Origin of the sequence: Limnobacter sp., from assembly GCF_046297615.1 — a bacterium.
In the GTDB taxonomy this organism is placed as follows: domain Bacteria; phylum Pseudomonadota; class Gammaproteobacteria; order Burkholderiales; family Burkholderiaceae_B; genus Limnobacter.
Genome location: NZ_JBKBHM010000009.1, coordinates 14,275 through 32,934, shown reverse-complemented (window position 1 = coordinate 32,934; position 18,660 = coordinate 14,275). Strand labels below are relative to the sequence as shown.

Annotated in this window: 19 protein-coding genes and 1 other RNA gene; 10 read left to right on the top strand and 10 right to left on the bottom strand. The window is 58.0% G+C overall.

What is annotated here, in order from left to right; all coding sequences use genetic code 11:
- Positions 1-7 precede the first annotated feature (7 nt).
- The 3 genes from pheA to gyrA are packed head-to-tail and all read right to left on the bottom strand — an operon-like array spanning position 8 to position 4,853.
- Positions 8-1,114, bottom strand: coding sequence for a prephenate dehydratase (gene pheA, locus ACK4FF_RS15425; protein ID WP_409711219.1), 1,107 nt, complete (start codon positions 1,112-1,114; stop codon positions 8-10).
- Positions 1,115-1,116: 2 nt separating this feature from the next.
- On the bottom strand, positions 1,117-2,235 hold the full coding sequence (gene serC / locus ACK4FF_RS15420) for a 3-phosphoserine/phosphohydroxythreonine transaminase (protein ID WP_409711217.1): 1,119 nt from the start codon (positions 2,233-2,235) through the stop codon (positions 1,117-1,119).
- Complete coding sequence (gene gyrA / locus ACK4FF_RS15415) at positions 2,235-4,853, bottom strand: DNA gyrase subunit A (RefSeq protein WP_409711215.1); 2,619 nt, start codon at positions 4,851-4,853, stop codon at positions 2,235-2,237. Before gyrA ends, serC begins: the two co-directional genes overlap by 1 nt.
- A 177-nt stretch (positions 4,854-5,030) precedes the next feature.
- On the opposite strand from gyrA, the gene ACK4FF_RS15410 reads away from it, so the two are divergent.
- The 6 genes from ACK4FF_RS15410 to ssrA all read left to right on the top strand — a co-directional run bounded on the left by ACK4FF_RS15410 (position 5,031) and on the right by ssrA (position 9,716).
- Entirely contained in the window at positions 5,031-6,356 is a 1,326-nt protein-coding gene (locus ACK4FF_RS15410) for a TRZ/ATZ family hydrolase (protein ID WP_409711213.1), read from the top strand.
- Positions 6,357-6,437: 81 nt separating this feature from the next.
- Complete coding sequence (gene ompA, locus ACK4FF_RS15405) at positions 6,438-7,091, top strand: outer membrane protein OmpA (protein WP_409711211.1); 654 nt, start codon at positions 6,438-6,440, stop codon at positions 7,089-7,091.
- Positions 7,092-7,195: 104 nt separating this feature from the next.
- Positions 7,196-7,912 (top strand): bifunctional 2-polyprenyl-6-hydroxyphenol methylase/3-demethylubiquinol 3-O-methyltransferase UbiG, encoded by a 717-nt coding sequence (gene ubiG / locus ACK4FF_RS15400; RefSeq protein ID WP_409711209.1) that lies wholly within the window; start codon positions 7,196-7,198, stop codon positions 7,910-7,912.
- Complete coding sequence (locus tag ACK4FF_RS15395) at positions 7,912-8,568, top strand: HAD family hydrolase (protein ID WP_409711207.1); 657 nt, start codon at positions 7,912-7,914, stop codon at positions 8,566-8,568. The genes ubiG and ACK4FF_RS15395 overlap by 1 nt, the downstream gene beginning before the upstream one ends.
- 106 nt (positions 8,569-8,674) lie before the next feature.
- A complete protein-coding gene (locus ACK4FF_RS15390; RefSeq protein WP_409711205.1) occupies positions 8,675-9,292 on the top strand; it encodes a hypothetical protein in 618 nt (205 codons plus the stop codon).
- A gap of 58 nt (positions 9,293-9,350) precedes the next feature.
- Positions 9,351-9,716: a transfer-messenger RNA gene (ssrA, locus tag ACK4FF_RS15385) on the top strand.
- 54 nt (positions 9,717-9,770) lie between these two features.
- Here ssrA and ACK4FF_RS15380 read toward each other — a convergent pair.
- Both ACK4FF_RS15380 and ACK4FF_RS15375 read right to left on the bottom strand, forming a co-directional pair.
- On the bottom strand, positions 9,771-10,046 hold the full coding sequence (locus tag ACK4FF_RS15380) for a hypothetical protein (protein ID WP_409711203.1): 276 nt from the start codon (positions 10,044-10,046) through the stop codon (positions 9,771-9,773).
- Complete coding sequence (locus ACK4FF_RS15375; RefSeq protein WP_409711201.1) at positions 10,043-10,327, bottom strand: DUF1127 domain-containing protein; 285 nt, start codon at positions 10,325-10,327, stop codon at positions 10,043-10,045. Before ACK4FF_RS15375 ends, ACK4FF_RS15380 begins: the two co-directional genes overlap by 4 nt.
- 148 nt (positions 10,328-10,475) lie before the next feature.
- Between ACK4FF_RS15375 and ACK4FF_RS15370 the strand changes: the two genes are divergently transcribed.
- Positions 10,476-11,882, top strand: a complete 1,407-nt coding sequence (locus tag ACK4FF_RS15370) for a PLP-dependent aminotransferase family protein (RefSeq protein ID WP_409711199.1) — start codon at positions 10,476-10,478, stop codon at positions 11,880-11,882.
- A gap of 15 nt (positions 11,883-11,897) precedes the next feature.
- Here ACK4FF_RS15370 and ACK4FF_RS15365 read toward each other — a convergent pair whose 3' ends face one another.
- Both ACK4FF_RS15365 and ACK4FF_RS15360 read right to left on the bottom strand, forming a co-directional pair.
- Complete coding sequence (locus ACK4FF_RS15365) at positions 11,898-12,389, bottom strand: GAF domain-containing protein (protein WP_409711197.1); 492 nt, start codon at positions 12,387-12,389, stop codon at positions 11,898-11,900.
- Positions 12,390-12,718: 329 nt separating this feature from the next.
- Positions 12,719-13,732, bottom strand: a complete 1,014-nt coding sequence (locus ACK4FF_RS15360; protein ID WP_409711195.1) for a sodium-dependent bicarbonate transport family permease — start codon at positions 13,730-13,732, stop codon at positions 12,719-12,721.
- 92 nt (positions 13,733-13,824) lie between these two features.
- Between ACK4FF_RS15360 and ACK4FF_RS15355 the strand changes: the two genes are divergently transcribed.
- From ACK4FF_RS15355 to ACK4FF_RS15345, 3 genes are read left to right on the top strand one after another with little or no spacing between them, the layout of a single operon-like run.
- A complete protein-coding gene (locus ACK4FF_RS15355; protein WP_409711193.1) occupies positions 13,825-14,724 on the top strand; it encodes a LysR family transcriptional regulator in 900 nt (299 codons plus the stop codon).
- Positions 14,725-14,762: 38 nt separating this feature from the next.
- On the top strand, positions 14,763-15,659 hold the full coding sequence (gene rarD, locus ACK4FF_RS15350; RefSeq protein WP_409711191.1) for an EamA family transporter RarD: 897 nt from the start codon (positions 14,763-14,765) through the stop codon (positions 15,657-15,659).
- Entirely contained in the window at positions 15,656-16,051 is a 396-nt protein-coding gene (locus ACK4FF_RS15345; RefSeq protein ID WP_409711189.1) for a nucleotide pyrophosphohydrolase, read from the top strand. The genes rarD and ACK4FF_RS15345 overlap by 4 nt, the downstream gene beginning before the upstream one ends.
- Here ACK4FF_RS15345 and fghA read toward each other — a convergent pair.
- Genes fghA through ACK4FF_RS15330 form a run of 3 tightly spaced genes read right to left on the bottom strand, consistent with a single transcriptional unit; the run spans position 16,005 to position 18,659 of the window.
- Complete coding sequence (gene fghA / locus ACK4FF_RS15340; protein WP_409711187.1) at positions 16,005-16,844, bottom strand: S-formylglutathione hydrolase; 840 nt, start codon at positions 16,842-16,844, stop codon at positions 16,005-16,007. The genes ACK4FF_RS15345 and fghA overlap by 47 nt on opposite strands.
- A 15-nt stretch (positions 16,845-16,859) precedes the next feature.
- Positions 16,860-17,969 carry an S-(hydroxymethyl)glutathione dehydrogenase/class III alcohol dehydrogenase gene (locus tag ACK4FF_RS15335; RefSeq protein ID WP_409711267.1) on the bottom strand — a complete coding sequence of 370 codons (1,110 nt, stop codon included), beginning with the start codon at positions 17,967-17,969 and terminating at the stop codon, positions 16,860-16,862.
- Positions 17,970-18,023: 54 nt separating this feature from the next.
- The gene (locus tag ACK4FF_RS15330) at positions 18,024-18,659 is read right to left on the bottom strand and encodes a 2OG-Fe(II) oxygenase (RefSeq protein ID WP_409711185.1); all 636 of its coding nucleotides are present in this window, start codon (positions 18,657-18,659) and stop codon (positions 18,024-18,026) included.
- Position 18,660 lies beyond the last annotated feature (1 nt).

Genomic DNA, 18,660 nt, shown 5'->3' with positions numbered 1-18,660 from the left:
GTAACCTTCAGTTGCCGGGCCGCTGAGCCGCCGGATAGGAACCCAACACTTTAAGAAACGACGCGGTGTTGCGCAATTGGCTGAGGGCCTGGGCCATGGGAGGGTCGTTCTGATGGCCTTGAAGGTCAATGAAGAACAGGTATTCCCATTGGCCGGTGCGGGCAGGCCGGCTTTCCAAACGGGTCATCGACACATTCTGGGCATTGAACGGCTCGAGCATGGCGTAAACCGCACCCGGGCGGTTGGGTACTGAGGCCACAATGCTGGTTTTGTCGAAACCGGACGGGCCGGTGTGCTGCTGCCCCAACACCAGAAAGCGGGTGGTGTTGCTGGCGTCGTCCTGAATGTGTTCCTGAACCGCCTGAAGCTGATAGCGTTCACGGGCGGCCTGACCGGCAATCGCGGCAACAGTTGGGTCTTCACTGGCCAACTTGGCTGCAGCCCCGTTGCTGGACATGGTGGTCTGAGTGATGTTGGGCGCGTGCTGCGCCAACCACTGACGGCACTGGGCCAGGGCCTGAGGATGGGCACAAATGGAGGTAATGCCTTCAAGCGTGCCACTGCGGGTCAGCAGTTGATGATGAATCGGCAACTGCACCTCGCCACAAATGCTGGCTTGGCTATCCACCAAGGCATCCAGGGTGCGGGCCACGGAGCCTTCCGTGGAGTTCTCGACCGGCACCACGGCGAAGTCTACATGACCGGCCTGCAACTGACGAAAAGCCTCTTCAATGGTGTCCACAGGCTCGGCCTTCACACAGTGGCCAAAGAAGGACCACACCGCCTGCTCGCTGTAGGTACCCAAAGGCCCCAAAAAGGCCACGTTCACCTCTCGCTCCAAAGAGCGGCAGGCTGACATGATTTCCTTGAACAACACTTGCAAGTGCGCTGCATTGAGCGGACCCTGATTGGCCTTCACCAGTTTGTCGATGACCTGGGCTTCGCGCTCGGGGCGCATGACCGGGGCGTCTGTTTTGGCTTTCACATGCCCAATGCTTTGGGCCAATGCCGCACGCTGATTGAGCAAGCGCAGAATGTCCTGATCGATCGCATCGATCTGATCCCGAAACTTGAGCAGCTCAGCGTTGATGTCCAACGGCGTTCCCTCGGCCATGGTCAAGCCACCTCTTTCTCAAATTCGCGCATGAATTCCACCAGCGCCTGAACGCCTTCCAAAGGCATGGCGTTGTAGATGGATGCGCGCATGCCGCCCACCGATTTGTGGCCTTTGAGCTGAACCAGACCGCGTTCCGCAGCTTTGGCCAAAAATGGGGCATTCAGGGATTCATCAGCCAGCGTGAAGGGCACATTCATGCGTGAACGGTCGGCAGGCCGAACCGGGCAGCGGTAGAAACTACTCGCATCGATGAGTGAATACAGCAAATCTGCCTTGGCTTTGGCCTGGGCTTGAGCCCAAGCCACACCGCCCTGTTGCGCCAACCACTCAAACACGAGGCCTGCAATGTAGATCGCATACGTGGGCGGCGTGTTGTACATGGACCCGTTTTCAGCCACGGTTTTGAACTCAAAGGCAGACGGGCAAGTCGACAATGCACGGTCCAGCAAGTCTTTTCGGATGACAACCAAGGTGACCCCGGCAGGGCCGATGTTCTTTTGGGCACCACCATACAGCACGCCGTACTTGGAGACATCCAGCGTGCGAGACAAAATGTTGGAGGACACGTCCGCTACCACCGGGCAGTCCAGCAAACCCGACAGCGCCTCCACTTGCCCGTTGAACTCCACCCCGCCAATGGTTTCATTGTCGCAATAATGCAGGTAGGCCATGGACTGGCCGTTCACCCGGTCAACGAGGTGCGAGCAGTCGGGCACATAATTGCCTGCGGGCGCATCAGGCGCAGCCGCAGCATTGTCCAACACCACGCGCGATGTGCCGTATTTGGAAAATTCCTTGCTGGTCTTCTTTGACCAGGCGCCGGTGTTGACGAACGCAGCCTGCTCAAAACCCCGCAAAAGGTTCATCGGCAGGATGGCATTCATACCAACCGCCCCACCCTGCATGAACAGCACGTCATGAGTGTCCGGCACGTTCAGCAAGGCGCGGAAATCAGCCCGGGTTTTCTCAAAAATACCCATGTACTCAGGGCTGCGGTGGCTCATCTCCATCACCGACAGGCCCTTGCCCTGCCAGTCCAGCATGTCCTCGGCAGCCTTGCGCAGCACCGCTTCAGGCAATGCGGCAGGCCCCGCTGAAAAGTTCCAAACCCTGGACATCAAACACCTTCCGCAGGCTCATCGGTTGAGCCTGATTCAGAATCCACACCGTCAGTTTCTTCGACATCGCCTTCGACAATGCGCTGCAAACCGCTCAGCCAAGTGCCCTCGTCCACGCTGATCAGGGTGACACCCTGAGTGGCCCGGCCCATTTCTCGAATTTCAGACACACGGGTGCGCACCAGAACACCACCCGTGGTGATCAGCATGATTTCATCGGTGGGCTCAACCAACACGGCTGAAACCACCTTGCCATTGCGCTCGGAAGTCTGGATCGCAATCATGCCCTTGGTGCCACGGCCGTGGCGGGTGTATTCGGTGATGGGCGTGCGCTTGCCGAACCCGTTTTGTGTGGCAGTGAGTACGGACTGGTTTTCGTTCTCGGCCACCAACAGGGCAATGACACGCTGGCCTTCTTCCAGGTTCATGCCGCGCACACCGCGGGCATTTCGGCCCATGGCGCGCACATCATTTTCGTCGAACCGAACAGCCTTGCCAGAATCGGAGAACAGCATCACATCGTGCTGACCATCGGTCATGGCGGCCCCAATCAGGAAGTCGCCATCATCCAGGCTAACGGCGATGATGCCGCGTTTCATCGGACGGGAGAAATCAGACAGACGTGACTTTTTCACCGTACCCAGGCTGGTGGCCATGAAGACGTATTTCTCGTCTTCAAATTCTTTGACCGGCAGAATGGTGGTGATTTTCTCACCCTCTTCCAGCGGCAGCATGTTGATGATGGGGCGGCCACGCGAAGTGCGGGAGCCCTGAGGCACCTCATACACCTTCAACCAGTACACCCGGCCCGCATTGCTGAAACACAAGATAGTGTCGTGGGTGTTGGCCACGACCAAGTAGTCGATCCAGTCATCATCCTTTGTGGCGGCCGCCTGTTTGCCTCGGCCACCCCGCTTTTGGGCGCGGTACTCGGTCAGCGGCTGGCTCTTCACATAACCGGAGTGCGACAGGGTCACCACCATGTCCTGCGGGGTGATCAAGTCTTCGGTGCCCAGTTCCGTGGCATTGAACTCGATGGTTGAACGCCGCGCGTCGGAGAATTCATTGCCAATCCCGGTCAATTCATCTTTGATGATTTGGTTGATACGGGCGGGTTTGCTCAGAATGTCCAAGAGGTCAGCGATCTGATCGATCACTTCGCGGTATTCGTTGATGATTTTGTCCTGCTCAAGACCAGTCAAGCGTTGCAGGCGCATTTGAAGAATTTCACCGGCCTGGTCTTCGCTGAGGCGGTACAAACCATCTTCCTGCAAGCCCAAGCGTGCGGGTAAGCCTTCAGGACGGAAAGCCTTGGCACCGCCCGCATCGGCCATATCGGTGCGGCTGAGCATTTCACGAACCAAGGAAGAATCCCAGGCACGGGCCAGCAATTCGGCTTTGGCCACGGGCGGCGTGGGCGCAGCTTTGATGATGGCGATGAATTCATCGATATTGGCCAAAGCCACCGCCAAACCTTCCAGCACGTGCCCACGTTCACGGGCCTTGCGCAGTTCAAACACGGTGCGGCGGGTCACCACCTCACGACGGTGCTGCAGGAAGTAAATAATCAGTTCGCGCAGGTTCAGCAGCTTGGGCTGCCCGTCCACCAAGGCCACCATGTTGATGCCGAAAGTGTCCTGCAGTTGGGTGTTTTTATAGAGGTTGTTGAGCACGACCTCGGGCACTTCGCCACGTTTGAGCTCGATGACCACGCGCACGCCATCCTTGTCAGACTCGTCGCGGATGTCGGAAATACCCTCGATTTTCTTTTCCTGCACCAGCTCGGCAATGCGTTCCAGCAGGCTTTTCTTGTTGACCTGGTAGGGCAGCTCATCCACGATGATGGCGGTGCGATTGCCACGGTCGAATTCTTCAAAATGGGTTTTGGCGCGCATGACCACACGGCCACGGCCTGTGCGGTAGCCCTCGCGCACCCCGGCAATGCCGTAAATAATGCCGGCGGTCGGGAAGTCAGGGGCGGGAATGAATTCAATCAGCTCATCCACCGTGCAGTCGGGGTTGTCCACAGCATGCAGGCAGGCGGCCACCACTTCTTTCAGGTTGTGGGGTGGCATATTGGTGGCCATACCCACCGCAATGCCTGAAGACCCGTTAACCAGCAGGTTGGGCAACCGGGCGGGCAACACCTTGGGTTCTTTCTCGCTGCCGTCGTAGTTGGGGCCGAAATCGACGGTTTCCTTGTCGATGTCCAGCAGCATCTCGTGCGCAATCTTGTCCAGACGGATTTCGGTGTAACGCATCGCCGCGGCGTTGTCACCGTCAATCGAGCCGAAGTTACCCTGCCCGTCCACCAAGGTGTAGCGCAGTGAGAAATCCTGAGCCATACGAACAATGGTGTCGTACACGGCGGAGTCACCGTGGGGGTGGTACTTACCGATCACGTCACCCACAATACGGGCTGACTTTTTGTAAGCACGGTTCCAATCGTTGTTCAACTCGTGCATCGCGTACAACACGCGGCGGTGCACCGGCTTCAAACCATCCCGAACATCCGGCAGCGCCCGGCCTACAATCACGCTCATGGCGTAATCGAGATAGGAACGGCGCATCTCCTCCTCAAGACTGATGGGGAGCGTTTCTTTGGCGAATGAATCCATGTGTGCTTATTAGGGTTGTCGATCTGTTGGATGGGCAAGCGGTGAGGCATAGGCACCAAGGCCCGGCAACACCGCATTCAACGAGGCAGCGCACAGCTTGCAAGCCTTTGATTGTATCAGCCAAAATCGGGGCTTCGGCACGCAATGGTGCGTTCCCTATCAATCCAGTGACCCTGTATGCAGCTTCTTGCCCCGCGTTGGCTAATGCCCATGGACAACTCATGCCAAGTGCTTGAAAACCATGGACTTGTGATGGACCAGGACCGTATTCTGGCCGTTGGAACCCTTCAAGACCTGAAGCAACAGTACCCACAGGCCACCCGGCTTGACCTGCCCGATCAACTGTTGATGCCCGGCTTGATCAACATGCATTGCCACGCAGCCATGAACCTGCTTCGGGGCGCCGCGGACGACCTGCCCCTGCATGAATGGCTGCAAAACCGGATTTGGCCACTGGAAGGCGCGCTGGCGGACGCCGAATTTGTTCATGACGGCAGCCTCATGGCCCAAGCTGAAATGCTGGCCAACGGCATCACCACGGTCAACGACATGTATTTCTTTCCGGAGCAGGCAGCCCAAGCGGCCCTGTCCACCGGAATACGGCTGGTTGCCGGCATTGTGGTGATTGAATTCCCGACCCGATACGCCAGCACCGCCCAGGAATACATCGACCGCGGGCTGAAGGCGCGCGACCTGTACAAAGGCGAAACCACTTTGCATTGGGCTGTGGCACCCCACGCGCCCTACACCGTCAGTGACAACACTTTTGTACAACTGGCCGCACTGGCTGAAGAACTGGACCTGCCCATCCACTGCCACCTGCACGAAACCGCCAGCGAAGTGAGTGATGCCGTTGCCCGAACCGGTGAACGCCCCTTTGAGCGCCTGAACCGCCTCGGTTTGGTGAACGAACGGTTGTTGGCTGTGCACGGCGTGCATCTGAACGACCATGAACTTCAGGTGATGGCCCAGCAAGGCAGCACGCTGGTGCATTGCCCCAGCTCCAACCTGAAATTGGCCAGCGGCTTTGCGCCCACCGCGCACGCACTGGCCCTGGGTGTGAATGTCACGGTAGGCACAGACGGGGCGGCCAGCAACAACAAATTGGACCTGTGGGAGGAAGGCCGGCTGGCCAGCCTGTTGGCCAAGGGGCACAGTGGCGATGCCACAGCCTGGCCAGCGGAAGAACTTTTAAAGTCGCTCACCTGCAACGCCGCCCGGGCTTTGGGCCTTGAACAAGTGACTGGCCGACTGGTTGCAGGGCTTGCTGCCGACATGATCAGCATTGCTGTTGGGCGGGCACCACATCAGCTGCCTTTACACAATTGGCCGTCCAAGCTGGCTTACAGCGGGTCCGCTCGGGACGTGGAACACGTGTGGGTGGCTGGAAAACAAGTTGTGCATGCGCAACAATTCACTGGAAACCTCCCACAATTGGTGCTTGAAAACATACGGAAAACAGAGAGGCTGTGGCAGACTCGTGTCGAGAAAGTCGGAGCATGAGATGGCTACTGTCACAGCAGGTGCTGTAAAATACATTCCGGCTTACATCCCTATTCTTACCAAGGAGCAACAATGAAAAAAATGTCGACTCTCACCCAAGTGCTTTTGGCTGTTGCCGTTGGCACCGCCTCCACCGCTGCTGTGGCCCACACCACCTCCAAGGGTGAAAACCTGGCCGGCTACGTGGTAGACGCCCAAGGCAAAATTGTGAAAGACGGCTCTGGCAACTGCATTCGCACCAGCATTTTCACACCAGCACTGGCTGTTCAAGAGTGCGACCCTGACCTGCTGCCCAAGAAAGCTGCTCCAGCACCTGCACCTGTAGTTGCTCCAGCTCCTGCCCCAGCACCAGCACCCGCTCCCGCACCTGTTCCCCAAGTGAAGAAAGTGACTCTGGAAGCTGATGCTTACTTCGACTTCGACAAGGCCACTCTGAAGCCTGCCGGTAAGTCACGCATCGACGGCGAAATCGACAAGCTGGGCAACGTAACCCTGAACAGCATCATCGCCATCGGCCACACTGACTCCATCGGTACTGATGCGTACAACCAGAAGCTGTCCGAGCGTCGTGCTCAGGCTGTTAAAGAGTACCTGGTGTCCAAGGGCATCGCTGCCGACAAGATCAGCATCAAAGGCATGGGCGAAAGCCAGCCAGTGGCTGACAACAAGTCCCGCGACGGTCGCGCCAAGAACCGCCGTGTAGAAATCGAATTCAACGTGACTCAGAAGCAGTAATCCGAGTTCGTTGCAGTTCTGAAAAGCCCGGCCTGGCCGGGCTTTTTTATTGTCTGCTTCAGTTAAACTTGAAACTTGTATACAGACAAACCGGCAGTACACCCATGAACACCACCAGCAACCCCAACGTTGACCCCGCCGAACTGGCCAAGTTTTCAGCCCTGGCCGCCAAATGGTGGGACCCCAACAGCGAGTTCCGCCCCCTCCACCAGATCAACCCTTTGCGCCTGAACTGGATTGACGAGCGCGTGGGCTTGAGCGGCAAAAAAGTGCTGGATGTAGGCTGTGGCGGCGGCATCCTGTCCGAAAGCATGGCCAAACGGGGTGCCGACGTGCTGGGCATCGACCTGGCCGACAAATCACTGAAAGTGGCTGAGCTGCACAAGCTGGAAACCGGAGTTGCCAATGTGAACTACCGGGCCGTGTCGGCCGAACAACTGGCTGCAGAAACACCCGCACAGTTCGATGTGGTGACTTGCCTTGAAATGTTGGAGCATGTGCCCTCACCCGCCCAAACCGTGGCTGCGTGTGCTGAATTGTGCAAACCGGGTGGTTGGCTGTTTTTCTCCACCATCAACCGCAACCCGAAAAGCTTCCTTTTTGCCATCGTCGGGGCCGAGTACGTGTTGCAATTGCTGCCCAAAGGCACGCACGCCTACGAGAAATTCATCAAACCGTCGGAATTGGCGCAGTACACCCGCAATGCAGGGCTTGATTTCAGCGAAATCACAGGGCTGACCTACAACCCCATCACGAAAATCTACAAGCTTGAACGCGACACCGATGTGAACTACATGGTTGCTTGCCGGAAACCCGCCTGATGATCAAAGCCCTGCTGTTTGACCTAGACGGCACACTGGTGGACACCGCACCCGACCTGTGCGGCACCATTCAGGACATGCAAAGCGACCGGGGGCTGGACCTCACCCCCATGACCGCCATGGAACACCTGGCCTCGGGCGGTGCGCGTGCCCTGCTGAAAATAGGCTTCGGGCTTGAGCCGCAATTTGCCGATTTCCCGGCCTTCAGGGCCGAGTTTTTAGCCCGTTACGAGGCGCGTATTGCCCATGCCAGCAGCATTTATTCCGGCATACGCCCCCTGCTGGATGGCCTGAGTGCCAAAGGCTTACGCTGGGGCGTGGTCACCAACAAGCCCTATTATCTGGCTGAAAAACTGTTGGCGGAACTGGGCCTGCTGGACGATTGTGAGGTGCTGATCGGCGGCGACACCGCCGCAGCACCCAAACCCTCACCCGCCCCGTGTTTGCTGGCCGCCAGCCGGTTGAACACCCCCGCCCAAGCCTGCGCCATGATTGGCGATGACGAGCGCGACATCGTCGCGGGGCGCGACGCGGGCATGCAAACCGTGGCCGCCGGCTACGGCTACATTGCCAGCCCGATTGAGGCCTGGCAGGCCGATGTGTTGGTGCACAACACCCGCGAACTTCAAGCCTGGGTCGACAGCCTGGGGCGCTGACCCCCCACTTGGTGTTGGCACCCGTGGGCCCGAATGGGTGTTTGCGGGTTCTTTCAAGCCCATCAAACTGATTCTGTTGGCTGGTTAAACAGGATGAGAGGGTGACGTGACGCTAAAAACCGTCGGTCTGATTGTCTGCGCTGTGCTGGCCTACCTCATTTTTCAACAAGAGGTGAGGCTGCGGGATGCCAAATTGAACCGCGCGCAATTGGCCTCCATCCGTTTCGGCCCCACCCCGGAGCAACTGGCCACCCGAACACCTGCCTTTGCCTACAAAAACCACACCGTCACCCCCTTGGCGCGCTTCAACATTCGGGCCAGGGTCATGTCTGCCGAGGCATACCGGTTAGACAGGGGGGCCCAAGTGTCGCCGATCGATTTGGCCTTGGCCTGGGGGCGGCTGGCCGAAAAAGGCAATTACACCCGCATCGAGGTGTCCCAATCCGGCCGATGGTTTTACACCCGCTGGGCTGGGGCGCCCCCACTACCCCTGCAAGAAATAGAGCTGTCGGCCGCCAATATGCACATGATTCCCGCCAACGAGGCTGTGGAGCGCACCTTGAAACGTGTAAGCCGGCACGACATGGTGCGGCTGAAAGGGTTTCTGGTGGCGGTGAACTCACCCGATGGGTGGGAATGGCGCAGCTCGCTCAGCCGTAGCGACACCGGCGATGGCGCTTGCGAGCTGGTGTTTGTGGAAGCCGTCGAGATTGAAGCCGATTGAGCAAACGGAGCGTTGTCTTGTTTTTCAGCAGCGAAGCCCCATATACTTACCATCCCTTGGGGCCGATCCGGTTTCGACGTGGATTGCGAAGCTATTGGGGCGTGTCGAGGATCAGTTACCTCGTAAATCCATCTGAAAACACTTAAACGCAAACGACGAACAGTTTGCACTAGCAGCCTAAGGGCCGCTAGTCCTCACACCAGCTTGCCGACGGGCTGGGCAGGGTCAAACCTGCGGTGGGGTCATCGCACATCGGATCGCTCTGGACGGGGTTGCGACGATCAGGGCTAAATCAAGCGACTCGCGGATTCGGTAGGGTGTCCCTTCCCGACCGGGCCCGTTAAAACCAAATAAGAGGACTACACACGTAGAACTGGTAGTGGAGGATTTGCGGACGGGGGTTCAATTCCCCCCGGCTCCACCATTTGATGTCAAAAAGGCCATCCATGAGATGGCCTTTTTGTTTCCAGCACACGGATTATTGGTCCTTGTAGTTGTCCAGCAAAAAAACCATGCCAAAGGCACCGACAGTGACGGTTTTGTCACGGACGCTGGTGTACGAGGCCACCCCGATGGAATGGTAGTTGGATGCCATGGCAGCCAGGGAGCCCAGGCCGATCATTCCAGCCAAGGGGCTGCGTTCTGCCGTGGCTTCCTTGATGTGATCTCGGTGACGTTCGGCCGAAGGATTCAGCACCACAGCAGCCGCCACAATGGCAACCCCGATCAATACATTTTTGATGGATGGATTCATGCTCTGATATTCGGGCAGTTGGACCAGCCCTGATGATCGCACAAACCGGGGCCTGTCACAGCGCCCCGGAACCGTCGGGTTTCATCCTTCGCGGGTTCCGTGCCGACCACGGTCTCAATGTCGGCCCGGCAAATACCCAAGTCAGACAGTTCCCGGTCATTCATAGCACGCAGTTCTGCAATGTGACGGGCCCGATTCAGACGTGCGACCCACGCCTGCACCAAACGGCGAAATGTGTTGTTCAAGAATTGAGTGAATGATTGCAGGTGAAGTGGCGTCATGGTTGTCGTCCTGTGTGGCCCTGATGAATCTTCAGTGTAGACAGGCATCGACAATCAATACAGTTTCAGTTAAATTCTATTGAACCAGTACAGTATAGAAACAAGTAATACTGTACCTCTCCAAAAAACCGGAAACTGTACCGCCCCCATGGACATTTTGTATCACCGCATTGCGGACGAATTGGTGCACCAAATCACGGGTGGGGTTTACCAAACCGGGGAGCGCCTGCCCGGTGTGCGCAAGCTGGCCCAGCAGTGGCACATCAGTGTGGCCACCGCCGTGTCGGCTTACGAACGGCTATCTGATTTGGGTTATGCCGAGCCACGCCCAAGGTCGGGCTACTACGTGAAGGCACGCCACACTGCGCCACCGGCCATGCCCACGATGAACCTGGAAACCTCAGCCCCCAGGCCAGTGAACGGGCAGTCTTTGGCCATGGCGCTCATCAAAGCAGCCAACGACCCAAACATCATTCAATTGGGCGCCGCAGTGCCTGATGCCAGTTTTCTGCCCACGCAGGCCATTTCACGGGCATTCACCACGGTGATGCGGACACGGCGTGGGCAAACCGCGCAGTACCAAATGCCCCCGGGGTCGGCTGAATTGCGTCGGCAAATTGCCAAACGCATGGGTGAACTGGGTTGCTCGGTGCCCGTGGACGACATTGTGATTACCACCGGCTGCCAGGAGGCCTTGAGCCTGGCCTTACAGGCGGTGACCCAACGCGGCGATGTGGTGGCGGTTGAGTCACCCGCGTTTTATGGTTTGCTGCATGTGTTGGAGTCATTGGGGCTGGAGGCCCTGGAAATTCCCGCCCACCCCGTGGATGGGGTGTCACTGGACGCACTGGCCTTTGCCCTTGAGCGCTGGCCGGTGAAGGCTTGTGTGTTCTCGCCCAATTTCAGCAATCCCATGGGTTATTGCATGAGTGACGAACAGAAACGCGCCTTGGTGACACTGCTGGGGCAACACAAAGTCACGTTGATTGAAGACGATGTGTACGGCGATTTGGGGCACAACCACCGCCGACCCTCCATTTGCAAAGGGTTGATGCCCACGGCGGACATCATTTACTGCAGTTCGTTTTCAAAATCACTGGCCCCGGGGCTGCGTGTGGGTTGGGTCGTCACCCACGGGCCACGCCGGGAGCAGATTGAGTACCTGAAGTATGTGAGCAGCATCGCCAGTTCGACCGTGCCGCAAATGGCGGTTGCAGAACTGCTGGCCAGTGGCCGATACGAGCGCTATCTGCGCGAGGTACGTGGCCGGTACGCCAGTGCTGTGGCCCGCATGACCGAACGCGTTTTAACCTTGTTTCCAGAAGGTACCCGCCTGTCTCAACCTGTGGGGGGTTTTGTGATTTGGGTGGAACTACCCCCGGGAACCAGCGGCACCGCATTGGCGCAGCAGGCGTTGCACGAGGGAATCAATGTGGCGCCTGGCGTGCTGTTCTCAGCCAGCGGGAAGTTCGAGAACTGCATCCGGTTGTCCTGCGCCTGTGCCTGGGATGCCCGGGTTGAACGTGCCTTGTTAACCTTGGCCAAACTGCTGTGAACTGCCGGACCACACTTACCAAGGGCCGTTGACGTTCAGGAAATCCTCAGCCGCGCGGGCCAGCTTCTGGAACAAGGCAACCTGCTCAGGGGTGAATTGTCGGGGGCGGGTATCCATCACACACAGGGCGCCGATGGCCTGCCCTTGCACACACAAGGGGTGGCCCAGGTAGCTGCGAATGCGGGGCTCACCCTGCACGTAGGGGTTGTCGCGAAACCTGGGGTCTTCCAGAGCGTCGGGCACCGCCAGCACGCCGGTGCCTTCAATGGTGTAAATGCAAAAGGCAGCGCTTCGTGAGGTTTGGGACACACTGATGCCCTTGGAGGCTTTGAACCACTGACGCGTGTCGTCGATCAGCCCGATGGCGGACATGGGGGTGTCAAGGCTCTGTGCTGCCAGGTTCACGATGACGTTGAAGCACAACTCGGGCTCGGTGTCGAGAATACGCAGGTTCTTCAACACCTCGACGCGTCGAGATTCAGGCAACGATTGGGTCGATACTTGCATGACTTGCCTCCATCGGAGCCCGGTCCTGGCCGGACAATTGGATTGTCAACAAATGTCAATGGAACCACAGCCCTTGAATCAGCACAAGTACTTGATTTGCCTCATGGAACCTTTGAGGGGGGCTTCCACCCATCGGGGGGAGAAGCCCTGCAACGCACCGCACTGGCGCAGGAGCACAGTGCGGTTGGGCGTTTCAGCCTGAGGCCAAGCGGCGTCCATTTTTTAATCAAGCTAAAGAAGTCCATTTGAAGTCAGTCACTTCTGCACGTTATCCACAGCCCACAGGCGGTTTATCAACAGAAATGGTGGACAACTTCTTTAACGCTTTCTTAAGACAACGCAAGATTGGCCAGTTCGGTGTACAAGGGAATCCCAATCAGAATGTTGAACGGGAAGGTGACGCCCAAGGACAAGCCCAGGTAGAGGCCGGGGTTGGCCTCTGGAATGGCTTGCCGAACCACCGCTGGCACCACGATGTACGACGCACTGGCCGACAGAATCATCAACAGCGCAGCGTCACCAACCGGCAGGCTACACAGCACCGACAGCAACAGCGCCAGCAGGGCATGGACCAGTGGGGCCAGAACAGCGTAGGCGAGCAGCACAGGGCTTGCTTTCACCGCCGTTCCCAGGTGGCGCGCCACGTTCAAGCCCATGTCCAACAGGAAGAAAGCCAACATGCCTTTGAACAGGTCTGCGCTGAAGGTGTGCATCATCGCTTTGCCAGCTGACCCACTGATCAAGCCCACGGCGAGAGCACCGAGCAGCAACAGGTGTGCGCCGTCGGTGAAACTGTCCTTCAACACTTTGCCAAACCCCGGCGTGACGGGGCCACCGCCCAATGTGGCCGCCCCTCCCGCACTGACCGAAGCCACTGCGGCAGGTTGGCGCACTGAATGCCGAAGGGCATTGGCCAAGAACACTGCCACCAGCACCGCAGGGGTCTCCATGAGCACCATGGCCACGGCCATGTGCCCGCCCACGGTGTGCCCGGCACTTTCAACAAACTGACTGGCGGTGACGAAAGTAACGGCACTGACCGAGCCATAAGAGGCCGCCATGGCAGCCGCATCAAATGAATTGGTGAAACGCTTGAGCAACCAGTAACCGACCACAGGGATGAGGAAGGCCAGCACCAACGCCAGTGTGATGCTCAAGACCACATGAACCCCCACGGTGGATTCCGACAGGGCGAACCCCCCTTTCAGGCCCAAGGCCATGAGGAGGTACAACGACAAAAACTTGGCGATCGGCTGGGGGACCTCCAGATTGGATTTGACAAGACCGGCGAACACGCCGAACACGAAGAACAGGATGGCTGGATCCAGAAAATTGCTGGGCATGAGAAAAACTCCTTGAAGACGGGGCGAATTGTCTCCTTTTCAATGATTCGAGTAAAATCGATTTTATTAGCAATAACCATTGGTTTTAATCTATGAATATCACCCACAGGCAGTTGCGCCTGTTCCTGGCCTTGGTGGACACGGGCAGCGTCAGTGCGGCAGCCCAGCAAATGTGCGTGACACAACCCACGGCCTCGATGCAGCTCAAGGAGATTTCAGAAGCGGTGGGGTTGCCAGTCTATGAGGTGATTGGCAAAAAGGTACACCTGACAGAGGCCGGCAAGGCGTTGGCGCGCACAGGCCGGGCCATAGAAAATGAATGGGACAGTTTCAGACAGGCCATTCACGCCATGCAGGGCTTGACCAAGGGCCGCCTGAGGGTGGCCGTGGTGAGTACCGCCAAGTATTTCGTGCCCCGGCTGTTGGGTTCGTTTTGCAGCAAACACCCACAAATTGATATTGCCCTGGAGGTCTTGAACCGGGATGCGGTGGTTCAGCGGCTGCGGGACAATATGGACGACCTGTACATCATGTCGCGTCCCCCCGAGGATGTGGACCTGAGCGACGAGGTGTTCCTTCCCAACCCGCTGGTGCTGGTGGCCGCCAATGCAGCGGCCCGCAAACTGATCAAACAACACGGTGCGGTGATGGACTTGAATGACTTGCAGGACCAACGTTTCATCCTGCGCGAATCAGGCTCCGGTACCCGGCTGGCCAGCGATGTTCATTTTCAGGCGCATCAGTTTCAGCCCGGCATGCAACTGGTGTTGGGCAGTAACGAAGCCATTCGAGAGGCAGTCGCCGGGGGGCTGGGTGTTGCGGTGCTTTCAATGCATGCGCTGGCAGGGCACCGCGATGTCACCCCGCTGCCGGTGCGGGGCTTTCCGATCGATGCGCAATGGCATGTGGTGCACCCCAAGGGCAAGCAACTCTCGCCCATCGCGTCGGTGTTCAAGGCGCACTTGCTGAGCCAGGCTGGAAAGCTGCGATAATCCACAAGCGCCAGCCCACCTTTGCACACCAGGCACCCATGCTTCAAGGCATCACATTGTCCATCATGGCCTCCACCCTGTTTGGGGCCATGTATTACTACACCTCGCTGCTGCACCCACTGAGCAGCGAAGCCATTTTCGGCTGGCGCATGCTGCTGACTGTGCCGTTCATGACGCTGCTGCTGGGGGTTGGCGGTGAATGGCATCAAGTGCGGGCATTTTTTAAGCGAATCGCCACTGAACGCACACTGTGGGTGCTGTTGCCTTTGAGTTCTGCACTTCTGAACCTGCAGTTGTGGCTGTTCATGTGGGCGCCTGCCCATGGTCATGCGCTGGACGTGTCCATGGGTTACTTCATGTTGCCGCTGACGCTGATTGCGATGGGGCGGCTTGCCTTTGGCGAACGGCTTAGCATGTTCCAGGCTTTCGCCGCCGCACTGGCCTGTGTGGGTGTTGTGCATGAGCTCTGGCGTGTGGGCCATGTGTCGTGGCCAGCGCTGCTGGTTTGCCTGGGCTTTCCCCTGTATTTTTATTTGCGGCGGCGCTACAAAACCGACCATTTGGCGGGCTTGTGGGTGGACATGAGTTTGTCTCTGCCGGTGGCGATTTGGTTTCTGGCAGCACCGGGCTGGGCCATGTGGCATGAACTTCAATACCACCCGGAGCTGCCCTTGCGAATCGTCGGGCTGGGCTTGATCAGCGTGTCAGCACTGATGTGTTACATGGCAGCGAGCAAACGGGTACCACTGGGGCTTTTCGGCCTGCTGGGCTATGTGGAACCCGTGTTGCTGGTGCTGGTGGCGCTGGCCTTGGGGGAACAGATTGCAGCGGACCAATGGCCCAGCTACATCCCAATCTGGATGGCGGTTGGTGTGTTGGTGATTGAAGGACTAATCAAAGGGCTTCAACGCCCGGCGGGGTTGAATGCGGCATGAGCAACCACCCAGACACACTGCACCACCTTCAACAGGCCTTGCGGGTTTTCTCGCAGGAAAGGGCATGGGAGAAGTTTCACTCCCCCAAAAACCTGTGTATGGCACTCAGCGTTGAGGCGGCCGAACTGCTGGAGCACTTTCAGTGGTTGACGGAAGAGGAGTCACGCACCTTACCTGCCCCGAAACAGCAGGCTGTGGCGGATGAGGTGGCTGACGTACTGCTGTACCTGTTGCAGGTGTGCAATCAACTGAACATCGACCCCATTGAGGCCGCTCAGCGCAAACTGGTCAAGAATGCGCTGAAGTACCCTGCACCATGGCCTTCGCAAGCAGCTTCCGATGCGCTCAAGCCTGAAAGTGCTGAGCGTGAAACTCCAGATGCTGCTGAATGAATGAGGCGATGAAGTAGTAGCTGTGGTCATAGCCCTGCTGCATGCGGATGTCGGCAGGGTAGCCCGCTGCCTCACAGGCTTTGACCAGCGAATCGGTATGAAGTTGAGTGGCCAGGAAATTGTCCTGAGCGCCTTGGTCAACACGCATGGGAACATGGGTTGCGCCTGAGCGGATCAGCTCCACCGCGTCGTATTGTGACCATGCAGACCGGTCATCACCCAGATAACGGCCAAAGGCCTTGTGGCCCCACGGACAGTTGCTGGGGTTGACGATGGGCGAGAACGCACTGACCGACTGGTAGCGCCCCGGGTTGCGCAAAGCCACCACCAAGGCACCGTGCCCACCCATGGAATGGCCACACACCGAACGGTGCCCATTGAAGGGCAACTGCGCTTCCACCAGCTCGGGCAACTCCCTGCTGACGTAGCTGTACATGCGGTAATGCTGGTTCCATGGGGCCTGTGTGGCGTCCACATAAAAACCGGCCCCCAAGCCAAAATCCCAAGCGTTGTCCGGGTCACCCGGAACGCCCTCACCACGCGGGCTGGTGTCTGGCATCACCAAGGCCAAGCCCAACTGCGCCGCAACACGCTGTGCGCCCGCCTTGGTCGTGAAGTTCTGGTCAGTACACGTTAAACCCGACAACCAATACACGAAAGGCACAGGCTGCCCTGCAAGGGCCTGGGGCGGCAAAAACACGCTGAACTGCATGGTGCATGACAGCGCCTCACTGTCATGCTGATACTGGTTCTGCAAGCCGTCAAAACAACGCACACTGCTCAACAACTTCATGACGGGCCCTCGGCGTTAATAGTGAACCACTGAGCGGATGGACTTGCCGTCATGCATCAGTTCAAAGGCATGGTTGATGTCGTCCAGCGGCATGGTGTGGGTAATGAAGGTGTCCAGTTCGAACTCATCGTTCATGAAACGGTTCACGTAGCGCGGCAACTCTGTGCGACCGCGCACACCGCCGAATGCACTGCCTCGCCACACACGCCCGGTCACCAGTTGGAAGGGGCGTGTGGCAATTTCCTGCCCGGCACCCGCCACGCCAATAATGACCGACTCGCCCCACCCTTTGTGGCAACACTCCAGGGCTGCGCGCATCACTTTCACGTTGCCGATGCATTCGAAGGAGAAATCCACGCCGCCATCGGTCATCTGAACAATGACCTCTTGGATGGGTTGCTCATGTTTGGTCGGGTTGACGCAGTCGGTGGCCCCCAATTTGCGGGCAATCTCGAATTTGTCTTCATTGATGTCGATGGCAATGATTCTCCCCGCCTTGGCCTGCACCGCACCGATAATCACCGCCAAACCAATGCCGCCTAGGCCAAACACGGCCACCGTGTCACCTTCCTTCACTTTGGCGGTGTTGTGCACTGCGCCCATTCCGGTGGTGACGCCGCAACCCAGCAGACAGACTTTCTCCAGCGGCGCATTCGGGTCGATTTTGGCCAAGGCAATCTCGGGCAGCACGGTGTGTTCTGCAAATGTCGAACAGCCCATGTAGTGGTAAATCGGTTGGCCATTTTTTGAGAAACGGGTGGTGCCGTCGGGCATCAAGCCCTTGCCCTGGGTGGCACGGATGGCTTGGCACAGGTTGGTTTTGCCGGAGGTGCAAAACTTGCACTGCCGACATTCCGGGGTGTACAGAGGAATCACGTGGTCGCCCACCGCCACTGAGGTCACCCCTTCACCGACAGCTTGCACAATACCCGCACCCTCATGCCCCAAAATGGCCGGGAAAATACCCTCGGGGTCATCACCGGACAGGGTGTAGGCATCGGTGTGGCATACGCCAGTGGCCACAATTCGAACCAGCACCTCGCCCTTTTTGGGCAATTCAAGGTCCACTTCTTCAATGCTCAGGGGTTGTCCTGGGCCCCAGGCCACGGCTGCGCGGGTTTTCATCGTGCTCATCATTGTCTCCTGCTGCAATCAGTCAAATCAATTGTTTCGGTCGGCTCAACGGGGTGGGTCTACCCGGTTGGAATCCGTCGTATTCACGCGAAACCAGCCTGCAATGCTCTGTCTGTCCCGGCTGGCTGGGCGCACTTCATGGGGGAATTCTTCACTTAAAAACAGAACGAGTGTGCCTTGCTGTGGCAGTACACGCACCAGCTCTTGGGCGTCGTTTTGGGGATCATAAATCACCAACTCTCCACCCCAGTCATCAGACCAATCGGCGTTCAAATAAGTCACCAAGGACAGCACGCGGTTGGCTTGGCCCAAAAACGAGTCGCGATGGCGGGCGTAAGCCGCACCCGGGCGGTATTGGGCATAGTGGCACTCAAACGAAAAGAGGCCCAGGAAGAGGCGCCGATTCAACTCGGTCTGCAGTTCATGGCAGAAGTCGAGCCACAGGGCTTGTACGGGGTTGTCGCGTTCAAACCAGGCGATCTGGTCGCCCCGCACAGCAGTGTTGTGCTGGTGGGAATTGGCGCGGCCTATACCTGCTTCACGCAAGGCCGACTGTTGGAGGTCAGCCCGAAGTTGGGCTACCCAGACAGGGTCAATTGCATCGGTTAACACGACATAACCGTGTTCTCTCAAACCGGTGCAAGCGGCGTCAACCACACTTTCCGATGCACTCCACGCCATG